General features: G+C 43.3%; 6 protein-coding genes. 3 read left to right on the top strand and 3 right to left on the bottom strand.

Annotation, left to right across the window (positions count from 1 at the left end; translation table 11 throughout):
- Positions 1-261: 261 nt before the first annotated feature.
- Both CD03_RS0124625 and CD03_RS36480 read right to left on the bottom strand, forming a co-directional pair.
- A complete protein-coding gene (locus CD03_RS0124625; protein ID WP_027295888.1) occupies positions 262-9,381 on the bottom strand; it encodes a family 43 glycosylhydrolase in 9,120 nt (3,039 codons plus the stop codon).
- 99 nt (positions 9,382-9,480) lie between these two features.
- Complete coding sequence (locus CD03_RS36480) at positions 9,481-14,694, bottom strand: family 43 glycosylhydrolase (RefSeq protein WP_052377962.1); 5,214 nt, start codon at positions 14,692-14,694, stop codon at positions 9,481-9,483.
- 540 nt (positions 14,695-15,234) lie between these two features.
- On the opposite strand from CD03_RS36480, the gene CD03_RS39045 reads away from it, so the two are divergent.
- Complete coding sequence (locus CD03_RS39045; protein WP_255348118.1) at positions 15,235-15,363, top strand: hypothetical protein; 129 nt, start codon at positions 15,235-15,237, stop codon at positions 15,361-15,363.
- 402 nt (positions 15,364-15,765) lie between these two features.
- Here the strand turns inward: CD03_RS39045 and CD03_RS0124605 are convergent, their stop codons facing one another.
- Positions 15,766-16,011 carry a hypothetical protein gene (locus tag CD03_RS0124605; protein ID WP_027295886.1) on the bottom strand — a complete coding sequence of 82 codons (246 nt, stop codon included), beginning with the start codon at positions 16,009-16,011 and terminating at the stop codon, positions 15,766-15,768.
- Positions 16,012-16,176: 165 nt separating this feature from the next.
- On the opposite strand from CD03_RS0124605, the gene CD03_RS0124600 reads away from it, so the two are divergent.
- Together CD03_RS0124600 and CD03_RS0124595 are read left to right on the top strand one after the other, a co-directional pair.
- The gene (locus CD03_RS0124600) at positions 16,177-17,025 is read left to right on the top strand and encodes a helix-turn-helix domain-containing protein (protein ID WP_081820370.1); all 849 of its coding nucleotides are present in this window, start codon (positions 16,177-16,179) and stop codon (positions 17,023-17,025) included.
- Entirely contained in the window at positions 17,012-17,938 is a 927-nt protein-coding gene (locus CD03_RS0124595; RefSeq protein WP_027295884.1) for a DMT family transporter, read from the top strand. The genes CD03_RS0124600 and CD03_RS0124595 overlap by 14 nt, the downstream gene beginning before the upstream one ends.
- The last annotated feature ends 23 nt before the right edge of the window (positions 17,939-17,961 follow it).

Raw genomic sequence — 17,961 nt, 5'->3', positions numbered from 1 at the left:
TGCTGTTGACTCTTTCCAGCAGGAAGGAGGTGCTCCTATGCAATACATATTAAGCTTTTTAATATCCGTGATAGCAGGTATTATTTGCTACTATATTTGCAAATGGTTAGATGGAAATAACAGCAACAGCTAACTAAAAAATCCCTCGCAGAAAGGACCTGCGGGGGATTTCTTTGTGCAACTACGCACATACATATTAGCTTTTTAACTGATTTTATCATAGCGCAGATAAACAGATTTGTCAACCCTCCGTTTTACATTTTACTTTACCGTAATCTTACATTTTGCACTCTTACCATTGCTGCTTTTAACGGTAATGGTTGTTGTCCCATTCTTTTTTGCCTTTACCAGACCCTTGGAAGTGACTTTTGCTACTTTTTTGTTGGAACTGGTCCATTCCAGCTTTTCTGTTGCAGTAACCGGATATCTTACGGCTTTCAGAGCGAGGGATTTTCCTTTTGGGATCTTCAGCTTCTTATCCAGCTTGATGCTCTTCGTGACTACTTTCCCGGTCTGTACTTTGACATTCAGTTTCACCTTACCGCATAAAGTACTTGTTACGGTGATATAAGTACTTCCCTTTTTCTTTCCGGTGATAGATAATTTACCTTTTTTCACCTTTACGGATACCAGTTTTTTATTACCGGACTTGGCTGACCGTATCTTCTCACCAGCCGGGGAAGAAGAGCTTATCTTTACTGCAGTGGTTGTTTTTTTCACCTGTAAGGTGATGGCTCTGGCATTTAATTTAATTACAGGCGCCTTTACTGTTATAGTACAGCTTGCTTTCTTTCCTCCGTCTGCAGTACATACAGTAACCACTGCTGTTCCCGGTTTTCCTGCCAGGATTATACCGTTCCCGTTCACAGAAGCTACCGACTTATTGGATGAAGTCCAGGAAACTGCCTTGTTGGATGCATTGGAAGGAGTGATAACTGCCGTCAGCGTCACTTTTGATTTTACCTTCATGGTGAATACTTTTTTATTTAGCTGCACTCCCTGCACGGAGATCTTCTCAGGTACCGGAACTTCCTTCTTTGGCTCCAGCTTCGCAATTGCATTTTTAAGCGCTGCCGCGGCCTGGTCTGTTTCACTTTGGGAAGCATCTGCTTTATTCATTACCGCTTCTGCTTTCGCCAGAGCTTCCTTCATCACTTTTACAGAAGCTTCTGTATACTTGGCAGTGTCTGTCTTCTTTGCATTTTGAATCAGTTCTTTCAACGCTGTCTTATCTGCTGCCTCTTTAACGCTGATATAGACGACTGCCTTGATATTCTTATAGGCAGGATCCAGTTCTTCTTCGGCAGTCATATTGAAGAGCAGCGTCCCATCGAAAGCCACATTTATACTTTTGACTACGGTATGGCGGCAAGGGTCAAACAGTCCTCCGGCACCGGGTTTGCCTGCATGTGGGTCCGGATATGGACGCGCATGGTAGACAAGTGCCAGGTTCCCATATTCATCCAGAACCACGGAATTATGTCCTCCGCCGACGTGCCGGCCTCCTCCGATGGATCCGTCTGCCGTATCATAGGAACTGAGTACCGGATAATTAATATTGGTCCAGCTGTCCGGATTCATGATGTCACTGCCTTTATCCGCCATCATCAGACCAAGGGTGTAAAATTTATCAACCGTAGCCGCCGAATAGCTGATATAAACTTTATCTCCATAAGAGAACAGATACGGTCCTTCTACGACTAACTGGTCATTTCCCTCCGGATTATTTACTGTAATGGAACCTTCATAGACGCCGTACTCCCAGGGCCACTGACCGGATTTAATTAACTGCGGACTTCCCTCGGGCTGAGGAATCACACCTTCACCGCCCTTTGCCTTTATGACATAAAGATTTGCAGCACTTGGTATTATATAGTACCCCTGTCCCCCTTCATCTTCATAATAAGAGACATCAAAGGATGCATTTGCCGGAGCCGGGAGGTTCATTTCGATTGGCGTCCCCCACTGGTCAGCATTCAGCATTCCGCCGTTCTTCATCTGCTCTGCGCTTCCCTCGTAAGGAATAAGTATGGACCTGCTGCACCATCCCCAATCGGTGTCATTTTTAATTCCTGCAGTACCAAAATCATGTGCTCCTACGATACAATACCATTTTCCATTGATTTTATGGAATTCAGGCGCCCAGATAAAGGAACCCCATCGATCACCAATTTTTGATTCCATAATGTAATGCTCATTAGCTGTTTTCAGTCCTTCTATTGTCTTTGCACGCCGGATATCCAGCTTTCTGTAGGAATTATTACGTGCATCACTTTCGTTATTCCAGTTCATGTTTTTCTCATAATAGGAACCGGTTGAATAGTAATAACCGTCATCTTCATTATAAAAGATATGGGGATCGGCACGTTCCTCAATAAATGGATATGCATAGGAATCCTGCTGTACTTCTCCGGATATTTCATAGGTTCCTGCCTGTCCGTTTGCGATCTTATCCAGATCCTGCTGATTCCATTTTACCCCCAGGTTCTTAGTGCTTCCATCGCTGTAGTCTGCGGTCACCGTTTCCGGCAGTGTTACCTTGTCTCCGGTATTTGCCCGGATAACAACGGACTCAACTCCTGTATTGCGGATGGTTTCGTATTTCTTTGTGAATGCCTTATATTCTTCCCTGTCTGCTTCAAATATGGCAGACTGTTCCATCACTGCATTTTCCGGAACTGCTGCAGACAGCGCTGCCTTTTCATAGTCTGCTTCTTCTGTTATGACAGGTGTGGATCCTGCATTCAGATTACTCAGCATACTTACATAAGAAGTGCCCTGCTCATCCTTCCAGAATATTTTATAGCATTCTGACATGGAATCATAAACCACATCCGGATCCTGTACTTCCTTACCTTCCGTATTCAGAACCAGATACCTTTCGTTTTCAAAGCTTGTGGTTTCCCTGGTATCCCAGATATAAATTCCATCCTTCTTATTATTTCCCGATGCTGCTGCCCCCAGACTTCCGTCTTGATAGCGGAACAATACCGGTGAACCCATCTGATTGTCCGGATTTGTTTTCTGGTCTTTATCCCATTTTACATATAATACCGCCTTGCCTTTATTCAATGGCATAAACTCATCGGAAACCTGATCCCGCGCTGCCAGGAATAATGCATCGGAACGTCTGCTGTCGGATGCAGCCAGAAGATCTCCTTCTCCTGTATAAAGGTTCCCGCCCTTTACTACGTAGCTTAAAATCTGCCCTCCTTCTGCCATAACTGTCGCCTGTTTTGTGATCACGGTATCCCCAATCACAGCTTTTACCATAATCTCCTTGTTTTCCTGATCTCCGGCGGGGCGGTGAACAGTACCGTCTGCATCGATTACGCCCTTTGGTTCACTTGACCAGATGACTGCCTCTCCATTTACTTCCGTCTGCATATTGCAGGAGATATACTTAGGAATACTCAGTGCGGTCCGGTAACGCCCTGCTGCTGCATCTTTCTCAGATGCTATTGTCAGTTCATATACGGATTCTTCTGCGTACGCACCGCTGCTGATCACTGCTGTCAGCGTCACCGTCGTTTCATCCTTTTGGAAGTGTACCGTTCCGTTTTCTTCTACTACAGCAGGCTGGCCGGATTTCCATTTAACGGTGCATTCTCCTGCCTGAACAGGAAGGTCCAGGTTCCCGGTCACAGATAATCCATTCCCTATTTTCAAGGATGCCCTTGCCTCTTTTACTTGTTTAACCGGCAGGGAATTCTGATATAAATCTGAAACTTCTGACATATTGAATTCTCTGCTGTAGATTCTCAGGTCACAGAAATTTCCTGCGAAGGTATCATCTGCATACTCCGATGCCCCAATATATGCCGACAGTTTTTCTCCGAAGTCAGCTACTGTCTTGTTATGGATTTCTGATGTTCCTACTTTCTTTCCATTCAAATATCCGGTTATCCGGTCTTTTGTAATTGTCACCGTATAGTAAGCCCACTGGTTCATATAATCCAAAGTACTGATACTGTTCTGGCTGGAGTTATTGATTCCCACCTCTGTAGTCCATGGATTCGCCGTGCTGCCGGCAGCCGGATCTGTAAATACCGCCTTATAATAACCATCCGTATTACAGGGATTCAAAATAAAATAATCCGCCGGATAAATTCCTGTCTTCTTTTTTCCGCTAAAGGAAAATACAGCTGTATTCATTTTCGTATTCTTATTTTTGATCCACATGGAGATGGTTGTACTGTTTTGTCCGTCAAACAGCCCTACCGGCAGTGTCACATAATTTTTATCGGACTTTGCTCCCCCATCAAGGCACAGTACACCATCTGTAAAATGTGTTCCTTTACCACCCATCACGGCATCTTTTTGTTTGCCGGAAGCATCTTTACCGTCATCTTCCAGTTTGTAATGCGCCAGCAGGTCTTTGCTGATATCTAATTCCGGATCATCTCCTCCCAGCTCTTTAGCACTTAAAACCCGGTTATAAACTTTGACATTATCAAAGGATCCCTTAAAATAAGGATCGTTACTATAAAAAGATTTGCCCAGATATGCCAGCAGATTCGATCCCAGATCACTGACAGAACGCACGTAATCCCGTTTGTCAGCCAGAACACCATCAATATACAGCGACATGCTGTGACCGTTCATTACGATTGCAACCTTACTCCCCTTGCCCTGGTAAGAACCATTGGTCTGAACATCCCGCTCTTTCCCGTTACCCTGAGTGGTTATGGCATTTCGGATATTCCCGGGTTTGGTTCGGAGGAACATATACTTGCTGCTGTCCTGTCCCACGCCGAATGTAAAGAAGAAGTTACTTGTGATCTCCGGCTTTACATCCATTTCTATCGTCATTTCATCGCAACCGTCAAAAAGCCCTCTGGGGAATTCTGCATAGGTTCCGCTGCTGCCGTCCAGATATAATACATGCCCTTTTTCAGCATCCTTTTTGAAAACTGCATTACCATATGTCTTGCCGTGGTTTCCATTTCCGGAAACATCAGTAATTGTGCCATCTGATTTTTCTTCAAAATTATATTCCAAAACTGGCTCTTCCTGTTGTCCCATGTTTGATTTTACAATCCACTTTTCCTGCAAGGCATCGAATTCTTCCTGCGTTACCGGAATCACAGTCCCGTGCTTTGCGCCGGTAGGCATCAGATAGGTGTCATCCTTCATGAGATGCAGACTGTTTTCTGCACCAATATCCTCTGAAATAAAAGGTATATAGCCTCTTTTTGCCCCTCCATATTCATCAACCAGGGCACACCATTTATTTTCATTCAGAAATCGGAACATTGTAGGACCTTCATAATAGCCTTTGTAACTTTCCAGCTCTGTGTTCTTTATTTTTTTAAATACAGATCCTCTGTTTTTTTCTCCATCCCCATAGCTGAGTAACTGATCCGCAGATTCCAGCGTAACATATGCCTCCCTGTCATCCTTAATCAGGCGGTAATATTTCTGCCCCACCTTTAAAATGGAAGCATCTATATTGCCATTGGGGTCATCCGAATAAACTTCAGGTTCGGTGAATGTATAAAAGTCCCTGGTCTTTGCAACATAAATTCTGCTCTTTTCATACTGGTCTGTTTTCACGGAACTGGACCAGTAAACCAGATATTCCCCGGTTATTTCATCATAAATTGCTTCCGGTGCCCATACGTGGTCTGCCTGTATGGAACTTCCCACATCTACTGCCCGGTGGTTTGTCCAGTTTACCAGATCCCTAGATTCCCAGATGATCAGGTCTTTGCTTCCATCTCTGGAAGTCCACCACTGGTTTCCATACCTGCCATTTCGGATATCCAGATCTGTAGCGATCAGATAAAAACGGTCACCTTCCGCAGAACGGATAATATAAGGATCCCGGACGCTTTTATCTCCCAGCGCAGAAGTTAATACCGGATTATTTTCATTCAGATCACTCCAGGTAATTCCATCTTTGCTAAGAGCAAAGTAAATCTGCTGGTCATCCATCCTGGATTCATCTCCGCTGAAATATGCATACAGATATCCCACATAATCCTTAGCTGCTTCTTTTGCTTTAACTGTCACGTTAAATGTCTTCGTATCCTCAAAAGTCCCATACCGGATCACCGCACGCAGGGTAACTTTCTGATCCTTACTACCTCTTGTCACCGTTCCGGCAGGTGTAGCCGCATAAGCTTTATTTTCAGAAGATACTGCAGAAATTACTTCTTCTTTATCAGAAATCCAGGTGATCTGCGAACCATTTTTTCCCTCAGATGAAAGGGTCAGATTTCCTTTTACAATATTTTCTGTTACGCCATTCAGCGTCAGCGCCTCCTTATCGGCAGCAACGATCCTTTGATCTTCCGGCACATCCCCTTCTTCTACAATAATGGTTCCTGCAACCGAACGGTATTCCTCTTTTAATTCCCGGTCAACGGTCATATCCAGTACAGGAGTCCCATCAGCTGCCCAGTGAACACGTCTTGCACTGGCACTCCTGGTCCCTCCATTTGGTTTCATGTGATATACAAATAAGTCATTGCCATCTTCATCTACGGTAAAAGCGCTGTGGCCCGGTCCGCCCTCCCCTGCAACACTTTCCGCCTGCAATATGGGGTATCCGGTCTCCTTCCAGCTTGCCGCATCCAGCAGGTCACTTTCCGCAGCTGCAGTTAACAGCCCCACGCAATAGGTATTGCTGACGCTGGAACCTGAAAAAGTCATATACACAGTTCCATCCCTTTGAATCACATAAGGACCTTCATCAACGGTGGCATCAAAACGGTCCCATCCATACTGGGGACGCAGTATGCACATAGGATCGCTGGTCAGCTGATATGGATTTTCTTTATCAATGGCTGCAATATAGAGATCGGATGTTCCAAATCCCCTGTCACTTGTCATCTCACGCTGTGCCCAGCACACATAGGAAATTCCGTTCACTTCAAAATAAGTCATATCCAGTGTAATACCGTCTTCATAGAGATAGCTTCCATCCTGTTTACGGACTCTGACGGCCTCTTTCCAGTCATTCTTATTCGTCGGATTTCCGCCTTCTTTTAATTCCATAATACTGGATTGTACCTGCTTCCAATCATCACCAACGGCAAGGAAAATGTATAACTTACCGTTTATTTCATGGAGTTCCGGAGCCCATCTTGGTTTTCTCACATTTGGGATCAGTTCATGATCTGTGGCACCAAACAGTCCCAGTGGTGTATCGGCTTCCCGGATGTTAATCTGGGACTGGTTTGCCGTTTCCCCGGTTGCTATAAAATAATACTTTCCATTATAGAAATAGATGTCCGGATCAGCTCTTCCATTCAAAACCGGATATTTGGTCAATTTGGCTGTGCCGTTTATCTGATAGGTGCCCGCTTTGTTAAAATTAATTGACTTTAAGCTGTTGGCATCCCAATTCACTTTAATCTCTTTTTCTGTTCCGTCACTATATTTAGCCTTGATAACGGAAGCAATATCATCCTTTGTAAGTTCCTGGCCTGCCTTTGTGGCAAACTGAAATTTTTGTTCTTCTATTCCTGTATTTTCAATTGGAAGCAGTTTAGCAGTAAGCCCTTGTGCCTCAGACATGGTTACCGGAAGGATATTGCATGGTACAGCTCCCGCAATTTGAGCAGATACTGCTATGTTCTCCCTGCCTGTTATTTCTTCCGGTGCACTGATCTCTACAAAGTCTGCCGTGGTGCTGCAGTACAACCTGCCGTCAGAACCCTTCCATGTGATCCGATATACTTTATTTACACCGTCGTACTCACACCTGGGTTCCGTAACTGCAAGTTCCGTATGTAAGGAAATCAGTCCATAATCTTCATATTCCATAAGATCATCCGTTGTATAAAGTAAAATCTTTCCTTTTGCATTTTTGTCACCTGCAGCATCAGTGCGCACAGCGGTTACGCCTATTTTTCCGTCCGCCATACGAAACAGATACGGACTGCGCAGACGCTTTGTGGTTCCTGCAATGGTGTTTGCTGCCTTTTCTTCCAGATCAGCTTTTGGATAAAGGATACCCGTATTGTAATTTAAAGAAGTATACTCACCTCCATCCGCACTGTAAGCCAGATGCATACTGTCAGTTAATTCCGTATTGCCGTTTCGGGTATAGCTCATAACGTAATTTGCGGTTTTTTCCATTACCAAAACCACAAATTCTTTATATGCCAGCTGATCGCCCTTTGCAATAGCTGCTTTCAGCTCTAACTGCATGTTCTGATCCTGAGCCGTAATTGTACCATCACCGGCTATCACCGACGGATCGCTACATTCCCAGCTTACAGTAATTCCATCACCCAGACTTGTGGGCAGCACGGTTTTATCCGTGATGGCATACGGCACATTTACCCGGCTCATGGCCTCCGCCAATACTCCGTCTGCTGCTATTACGGTTACCTCAAATTCTTTTGACACCGTTTCCCCATTTCGCATAAGTACTGCCGTAAGGGTTACATTCTGTAAGGTGTCTGACAATGTCACTTTTCCTGTATGGTCTATTACCGTGGGATCGGATGATTCCCAGGTAATAGACACATCATTTCCCACGGTTTCCGGAAGCGTAAGATTGGCAATCACTTTGGAGGTATCTCCAAGAGTGAGGCCTTCCTTTGCTTCCAGCAGTTCATTTCTGTTAAATGCAGTTTCATACAAACCGTTAACTTCCGTATCCCCTAGACATTTCCCATAAATACGCAGGTCACGGAAGGAACCTTTAAACAAAGGATCCTCCAGATACTCTGACTTGCCGATGAGGGATACCAGTCCTTCTCCAAAATCAGATACACTTCTTGTCAGGCTGGCAGTACCGATATGCTCTCCATTCAGATATGCAGTCAGTGTTTTGCCATTCCCACCTTCTCCTGCCGTATCGAGAACCACCGTATAATAAGCCCACTGGTTCATATATTCAGTTGTGGAAACCGTATTACTGATTCCGGCTTCCGTATTGTAAGGTGCCGATTCATTAATAGAATCCGTCAATACCGCTTTATAGGTACCTTTGGGATTACAGGGATTCAGTAATAAATAATTGACGGGCAAAACCCCTTTTGCTTTTGTCCCAAAGAAGAAAGCAGCGTAATTTCCTTTTGTATCATTATTTTTAATCCACATGGAAATCGTTAACTGATCCTGATGATCAAAAATCCCCTGGGGCAGCGATACATAATCGTTACTGTTTGACTTTCCTCCGGGTAAATTCAAAGATTCCCCCGTAAACGTCACCCCTTCTCCCAGTACTGCTCCATGATATTCATTCCCGGACACATCAAGGGCATCCGTTTCCAATGGATAATGGGCAATTAACTCCTGGTCTGCCTGGAAAACTTCCTCTGCCCTTACGTCCGGCATACTTAGCTGCGGCAATGCAGTCACCGCCATAATGCCTGCCATTGCCCCTGCTATTATTCTGCTGACTATATTTTTCTTTTTCATAAACAATTCTCTCCTGATAAAAGCTTTACACACCAAAATTTGTCCATAGATTAGGTAATGAATGGAATCAGCAGTGTGAAAGTGATTTTCTTTCACACTTTATCTCACATGAACCTTGCATTTTGCTTTCTTACCATTGCTGCTGATAGCGGTAATCGTTACATCCCCTTTCTTTATTGCCTTTACTACCCCTTTGGATGTAACTTCCGCAATCTTTCTATTGGAGCTTTTCCATGTGATTTTACTGGTTGCAGTTACAGGTGATTTTACCGCTTTCAGCGTCAGCCTTTTCCCTTTCTTTATAGTGACTTTTTTATCTAAGGTTAATTTGGTTACGTTTACTTTCTTTTTCACCGTTATTTTAACTTTAGCTGTACCGCCGTTGGTGGTGGTTACCGTCACATAAGATGTTCCTGTCTTTTTGCCTTTTATCGTGAGCTTTCCATTTTTAACAGACACGGATGCTATATTTTTCTTACTGCTTTTTGCCGACTTTATCTTTTCTCCGGACGGCACTGATGATTTCAGTCGTACAGCCGTAGTAGATTTCTTTGCCTGCAGCGAAAGTCTGCTGTAGGTAAGTTTGATAACCGGCTTTTTCACTACTACTTTACATACTGCTTTTTTGCCACCGTCAGCAGTAGTTACCGTAATATAAGCCGTACCGGGCTTTTTGGCTGTGATTTTTCCATTTTGTTCTACCGTCACTTTTCCACTGTCTGAGGTGCTCCATAACACCTTTTTATTAGCTGCATTTTCCGGTGAAACGTTAGCAGTAAGAACCATATTTTCTTTTAGCGTCATGGTTAAGGACTGTTTATTTAATGTGACACTTTTTACAGCGACAGGCTGGGGCTTAGTATCCGGATCCGGTTTTACTTCCGGAACTTTTACCAATGCAGCCCGGGCAGTCTGAAGATTTAAAAGTGCGGTATCTACTGTTTCCTGGTCAGCGCTTTCTAAGCCCAGCACTTCTTTTGCATAAGACAGCGCATCCGCATACTTCGCCCAGCTCTCTTTGGTATAGCTGTCTTTCTGGCCTTCTCCGATTGCCTGGTTTATTTCAGCCTGCAATTGATCTTTATTTACTATTTCCGGCTCATCCTCTTTCATTTGAACAGATGCCACACCTTCCATTGTAGGAGTGATTGTCATATATCCGTCTTCATCAAAGAAGATTTCATCGATACAAGTCTCCCGGTGTTTTCCAAGTCCATCGGAGTCCAGGAAAATATCCAGCGGTGTATAGAAACGATGGTAGGACATAAAATAGCGATCCTGGCCTTTGCCGTCTTTTACATGAAGGACGGATTGATGAGCACTGCCCAGTATTCCTTTTTCCGTATCTTTTTGCAGTAAGGTTCCACGAAGACTGATTGCACTGTCCAGCGTGTCTGAGACACCATAATTTACATGGTAATTCGGACTGTTTGCATCATCACAGGACCATGTCCAGTGATATTTACCGCCTGCTTTAGTAATTACCACAGACTCCCGGAAATCTCTGAGATTATTAATCTGCTTTAAGGTTCCTTCTTTCACACTCATCATGTCATCGTTCAGTTCTACAATCGCCGCATTTCCATTGCCGAATGTCATATAGACTTTCCCGTCATCATCTGTAAAGATGGAAGGATCGATCGCCTGGCCCATGCTTACCCCCGCATCTTTGCACATCTGTACTGTAACGAGTGCCTCCCCCTTATCGGTATAAGGTCCCTGGGGATGATCCGCCTGTGCAACACCGATGGCAGACTGCCCATTTGGAAACTTCGCACAGTAATAGAAATAATATTTCCCGTTTCTTTCTTCAATGGTTGGCGCCCATGCACTTCCCACTGACCACGGTGATGCTGCAATCTGCACTCCTTTGTCATTCAAACCAGGTTTATCATTTTCCACATCCATAATGATGCCTTCATCCACCCAGTCCACCATATCAGTTGAAGAAAATGCATGGAAGGCCGTTCCGCTCCAGGAGGGGTATCCATCTGTTGTCGGGAATATCCAGAATTTTCCGTCCATATAATCAATGTCTGGATCTGCATACTGTCCTGGCAGTACCGGGTTATTGGATACCACCGGTGTTTTTATCGTCCATTCCTCTGCCTTATCTCCTTTTTTTACCGTTATCACACAATCCCGGCTCAAATCCAGGGTACCGCCGTTTTCCCATTCCCGGCTGCCATTCCAAATGCTTACTTCTTCTCTTGTAAATGTCAGGGTTACAGGTACCTTTGTAAGGTCGCATCCTTTTCTCACGTAGGATGTAATCACTTTATTTTCAATGTCCACTTCGGTACGAACAGCGCTGTGATCATCGGTGCCACGGTAAGTAAGTGCCGTATCCCGGTCCGGTGCAGTTCCTACCAGACCATCTGCAACAAGACCTACACCTGCCTCTTCTGCAATTTCATCTGCCGACAGTGCTCTGTTGTAAATGGCTATATTGTCAAATCCTCCTTTGAAATTCCGGTCTGCACTATAGAAAGATTTTCCAAGATAACTTTTCAGATTCTTCCCTAATTCAGTAACTGAAGTAGTTAGATTCTTGTTTTCACCTGCCAGGATGCCATCTACGTAAACGCGCATCGTATTCTTATCTATAACTGCCTTCACATTGTGCCACTGCTTCACAGCTGCTCCGGCCAGTGTGTGGGATACAGCAGATTCATTGCCATATGAAGAGCGGGTAATTGCACTTCTCAAAGTATTTCCTCTCATTCTCAGGAAATAGTACCGATCCGTATCCTGTCCAAATGCAAAGGTAAAGAAATTCCCGTCCGACAGTTCCGTCATGACATCCATAGAAATTGTCATCTTATTCCGTCCGTCAAAAAATCCATCCGGTAGTTGTGCCCATGCGTTTGTTCCTCCATCCAGATAAAGATAATTCTGATTTCCTTCCCCTGGATCAGCATATGCTTTTACTGTTGCACCGCTTCCATAAATAAGGTCGTTTTTCTCCTCAAATGTGTACTGCAAAACAGGATCTTCCTGTTCTTCTTCGGTATTTTCTTCTGCATCATCCGTATAGGCTTTCATAAGAGCTGCATACTCATCATCTGTAACAGTAAGAATCGTCCCATGACGCTTTTTTAAACTGTCAAAATTAATATCGGTGGCCGCCGTCCAGCTCTGGGTACTCATATCCCCGAGATTAGTTGAACGAAATGGAAGATACCCCTTTCCTTCTGCATACTGATCGCACATTAACCCCCATGTATCCACCGGATTGCCATCTGCATTATTCAGGCGGTCATCCTCGCAATATTTAAAAAATTCTGGTCCCTCTAACTTTCCACCACTGTAATTATTATTATTGAAAATGTTACTTAAGGTGCCGATTATTTCCCAGCCATCATAAATGGACTTACTCTTCTCTATGGTAATCTGCCCATCACCGGAAGCACGATAATATGTATCCCCGTCTTTGATCATAGTTGTATCAATTATCGAATGATTTTCTCTGCTGATCCACAATTGTGGTTCTGTAAAGGTATAGAAGTCCCTGGTTTTTGCATAGTACATTTTCATAGGATCGCCGCCGACTTCCGCTGCCATCTCGGAAGATGCCGTTGCCCAGTATACTACATACTCTCCGGTATTATCATCATAAATCGCCTCAGGAGCCCAGGCACATCCCCCTCCGGGAATTTTAGATGCAACATCTGCAAGTCTTGGCTCACTCCAGTTTACTAAATCTGTGGATTCCCAGATAACCAGTTTCGTGCTGCCCTTTGTAGTGGCCTGTGCGTTTCCCCAGCCGCCCCTGTTCTTTATGCTCAGGTCTGTCGCCAGAAGATAGAACTTGTCGCCTTCGGGAGATCGTATCAGATATGGATCACGGACACCCTTATCTCCAATATCAGAAGTCAGAACCGGCTTTCTATTATTTAGATCTCTCCAATGGCTTCCGTCTTTACTTGCTGCAAAATAGATCTGCTCATCACTGGTGCTGCTCTCAGATCCGGTAAAATGAGCAAAAACATAAGAAGTATCTTTTCCCCGTTCTTCCGGTTGTTTTTTTACGGTAAAAGTGAAATCCTTTGTTTCCGCATAAGTCATGCCATTATAGGAAAATCCGGCTGTTACGGTTACTGCTGTATCCTGATCTTCCGGTCTGGTTACAACACCCGCCGGTATCACACTGCCATCTGCTGCCTTCCCTTTGGCTACGGTTACAATACTCTTATATTCATCTGCTGTGGTCCAGCTTATATTACATCCATTTTCAGTCTGTGACGGCAGCGTAATATTTCCATACACTTCTGTGTAAGGCAGTTCAAGGGATTCATAGGCTTCCGGGAAGAGGGAATCTGACCCTTTTACCGTGATATGAAATTCCTTCACGGCAGTGCTATTTCCATAAGACGCTTCAGCGTTCAATGTCACCTGGACATCCTCTTGTGGAACTGATACAAGCTTTCCGTCATCACTTACAATTGAATCATCGGAAGAAGTCCACTCAATACTGCTTCCATTAACGCTTCCCGTATCCGGTAATGCAATGTCCCCACTCATAACCCCGGGTAATGTTATGGCATCCAGATCCTCTTTTGCCAATCCTTCCTCAGAAGTATCCCGAATCGTAGAATAGACATCAAATTGGGTTAATGTACCTTTAAATGCATCATCGGGCGTATACAAAGATTTTCCGATATATCCGCAGAAATCATCCCCGGTTCCTTCCTTTAATAGCTTTTGAATGGAGTAACCGGTGTCCAGCACTTCTTTTTCTTCTCCATTCACAATCAGTTTCACAGTCCCGTTTTCAAAATCCAGCCGTACCGTAGAATATTGGTCAGCCACAATCCGCTGATTCTGTTTAAACAGGAGCTCATTGCTGGCATCTTTTATGCCGGCACGCAAAGTTCCGTCCCCCTGCATAGGATTTAAAAAAACGTAATTTTTTACATTTGGCCACTTATCTTCCTTTGTACCCAAACACCAAAGCCAATGGCCAGCCTTTACCGATGTCTTAAAAGTTGCTTCTATTGCAAAAGATTCTTTCTGAATCAGCCCGGAAGGAATTTCAACGTATTTTCCCTTGTCACCGGAAAATTTCAAAATCTGATCCTGATTCTCCTCTGCAGCGAAATCACCATCCTCAAAACCTACCAGTTGAGCATCATTTCCAAATCCACTGGAATCCGTCAGTTTGCCATCTGCATGCCCCATGTCATAAGATGCAACCAGTACTCTTTCTTCTGCCGCCTCCAAACCAGTATCTTCTGCAGATACTCCCATTGATGGAATCACTGATAATACCATGCTGAAGCTCAGCAAAAATGCCATTATTTTTTTCTTCATGTGTTACCTCCCTCATAGTTAGAATTTAATATTTTCCATAAATATGAATAGGCGCAGTATTCAAATTTATACATTTAAGTATATCAGATTCACTTTTTAATAAAACGGAGGTTCTTATCAAGATGCTAAGATTTCTTAGCTAATCGGTCGTATTGGGAGATCGGGGATGATTGAGAGTTTTAATAAATTTGTACGTATTGTATTAGATAAAATTAGATTATAATGTGAAAATACAGCATTTGCAGATAGAAACCATCAGGTGTTTTTGTAATTTTTATACACAATATGTTGTTTTAATACTTTCCAGCGGAAAGGGGATGCTTCTATGCAATACATATTGAGCATTCTTATGTCTGTAATAGCCGGCATTATATGCTATTATATTTGCAAATGGTTAGATGAAAATAACAGAAGCCACTAACCAGAAAATCCCCCTGCTCACTATAAATAAACTTATGAATCATTACTTGAAATAGAAACTTCCTGATGGTTTATTATATTGGGGTTTAGCTGAGGAATGACGCTTTTTAAATGTAGGTAGTGTACGGAAAGATGAGTGTGGGAAAATGGCATCTTTCCGAGATTCATGTTACCGCCACAAAGCTGAATTTCTCAGCATGGTCGGACCCCTGGGCTGTGGCAGGCTGTTCTTTATTGGATGTAGCGTAGTATGTTTCGGCTATTTAAGCGTAAAAGGAGATGGAAGTTTGCTACTTTTTCTGGAATGAAGAAACAAATCACTGTGATAAGTTCAGTTGCTTTATGTTACTCGTTCTCAGCATGATAGATTCCCTGGGTGTAGATGGATGTTCTTTATTGGATGTAGAGCGGTATATTTTGTCAGTTTATGCATAATAGAAGATGAAAGTCTATTCCTTTTTCTGATTGCAGAATATAAAACAAATCCCGTTCTCAAGATCAGTTGCTTAACGCCAATATTGTTCAGCATGCCACAACCCCAGGGTCCCACCACTCTGAGAAAACCAGCTTTGTATCAACGAATGCTATCCCGGAAAGAGAAGGGGGCGAGCCAGGACATTGATTTGGAAGGCGTATAGCAGAGCTGAGTATTTACTTACCTTCCCAGAGTGCTTTTTGGCGGATACAATTCGACCAGTACTGCATTGCAAAATGCAGTACTTCTCCCATCGGATTGTAAGCGGGCAGTGAGCTGCGAAATGCATCAGGATTTCGGAGCGAATGCCCGCGTGCCGCCAAAAAGGGCTCCGGGAAGGTTAGAAAATGCCAGTTCTGCGGTAAGCCTTCCAAATCAATGTCCTGGCTCGCCCCCTTCTCTTTCCGTACACTACCTATCATTTACAAAGCGTCATTACTCAACTAAACCCCAATTCAAAAACTGTTCGCTGTAGTACTAGAGCATGTTTTAAAATTGCTTTCAGACAGACCATACAATGAGTCAATATTATACAAGAGATTTTTCTTCCTCTATGTTATACTTGAATCGAAAAGGAGGTTTTTATAGTGTCTGAGAAACGTACAATACGGTATGACCGTGATTTAAATCTGGAAGCATATCATTTCAAAGGGATTATGCAGAAGTTCCCAAACCATTTCCATGAGCATTATGTAATCGGCTTTATTGAAAAAGGGAGCCGCCGCCTGACCTGTAAGAACAGGGAATATAATATAGAAACCGGAGACATTATTCTTTTGAATCCGCTTGAAAATCACATCTGTGAGCAAATTGATAACGGTGTGCTTGATTTCCGCTGCATTAATATTCTTCCGGACGCTATGCAAAAAGCTGCTTACGAAATCACCGGAAAAGATTCTTTACCACATTTCGGAGTAAATGTTGTTTATCGCAGTGACCATGTGAAACCATTACACAAGCTTCATCAGATCATTATGGAGCAGCAGCCGGATTTTGAAAAGGAAGAACTTTTCTTCTTTTTATTAGAACAGCTGATTGAGCTTTATGCGGAACCGTTTTATAAACAACCGCCAAATAAGAACAGTCCGGCTATACAGACTGTCTTTGATTACATAAGCGGACATTATGCGGAACATATCCGCCTGGATGAACTGGCAAGCCTGGCAGGTATGAATAAATATACTTTACTGCGAGCCTTTACCAGACTCAGAGGTATAACCCCATATCGTTACCTTGAAACAGTCCGGGTAAATGAAGCAAAAAAATTGCTGGAACAGGGCATAGAACCAATTGAAGCTGCCATGCAGACCGGATTTGTGGATCAGAGCCATTTTTCAAATTTTTTCAAAGACTTTATCGGTCTTACTCCAAAACAATATCAGAATATATTTAAGGATAATCCCAGACCCGGAAAGGAATATTATGAAACAAAATAAAAATATTACAGGACATCTTGCAGCAGTGCTTACCATTCTGATCTGGGGAACAACCTTTATTTCCACCAAAGTACTTTTAAGGGAGTTTACACCCATTGAGATATTATTTTTTCGGTTCAGCATTGGATTTATCGCCCTGTTACTTATTTCTCCCAAACGATTCCATCCAAAGGAAAAGAAACAGGAGTGGCTGTTTGCCGGAGCCGGCTTGTGCGGTGTAACACTATATTTTCTTCTGGAAAACATCGCCCTGACCTATACGCAGGCATCTAACGTAGGTGTGATTATTTCCATTGCTCCTTTTTTTACTGCTTTATTTTCACATTGGTTTTTAAAAGGGGAATCACTGAAGCCTAATTTCTTTATTGGATTTTTAGCCGCCATAAGCGGTATTATTCTAATCAGTTTTAACGGAAGCTCAAATCTGCAATTGAATCCCACCGGGGACATACTGGCTATACTTGCTGCTTTTGTATGGGCTGCCTATTCCATCCTGACCAAAAAGATCAGCACATTTGGCTATGGCACGGTACAGACAACAAGAAGGATTTTCTTTTATGGCATTTTGTTTATGATCCCTGCCCTGTTTATCTTTGATTTCCGCCTGGGTCTGGATCGTTTCACCCAGCCGCTACACCTATTTAATATATTATTCCTGGGACTTGGTGCTTCTGCACTCTGTTTTGTAACATGGAATTTTGCAGTAAAAATACTTGGCGCTGTGAATACCAGCATCTATATCTATATGGTTCCGGTAATCACCGTTGTAACTTCTGTAATTGTCCTTGATGAAAAAATTACAGGAATGGCTCTTGCAGGTACGCTGCTTACTTTGGCAGGCCTCCTGATCTCAGAAAGTAAGATATCATTCCGGAACAGTAAAAAACAGAATAAAATTTCAGATCCTTTATGAAAAATAACTATCAATAAAATTTA

Source organism: Robinsoniella sp. KNHs210 (assembly GCF_000686105.1).
GTDB lineage: Bacteria > Bacillota > Clostridia > Lachnospirales > Lachnospiraceae > Robinsoniella > Robinsoniella peoriensis.
Note: the sequence above shows the minus strand (reverse complement) of the source record. Positions and strands in the feature narration are given on the sequence as shown.

Excerpts from the sequence above, each read along its gene's own strand:
- CD03_RS0124625 (WP_027295888.1), bottom strand. The coding sequence starts at position 9,381 with ATGAAAAAGAAAAATATAGTCAGCAGAATAATAGCAGGGGCAATGGCA.
- CD03_RS36480 (WP_052377962.1), bottom strand. The coding sequence starts at position 14,694 with ATGAAGAAAAAAATAATGGCATTTTTGCTGAGCTTCAGCATGGTATTA.
- CD03_RS0124605 (WP_027295886.1), bottom strand. The coding sequence starts at position 16,011 with ATGATAGGTAGTGTACGGAAAGAGAAGGGGGCGAGCCAGGACATTGAT.
- CD03_RS0124595 (WP_027295884.1), top strand. The coding sequence starts at position 17,012 with ATGAAACAAAATAAAAATATTACAGGACATCTTGCAGCAGTGCTTACC.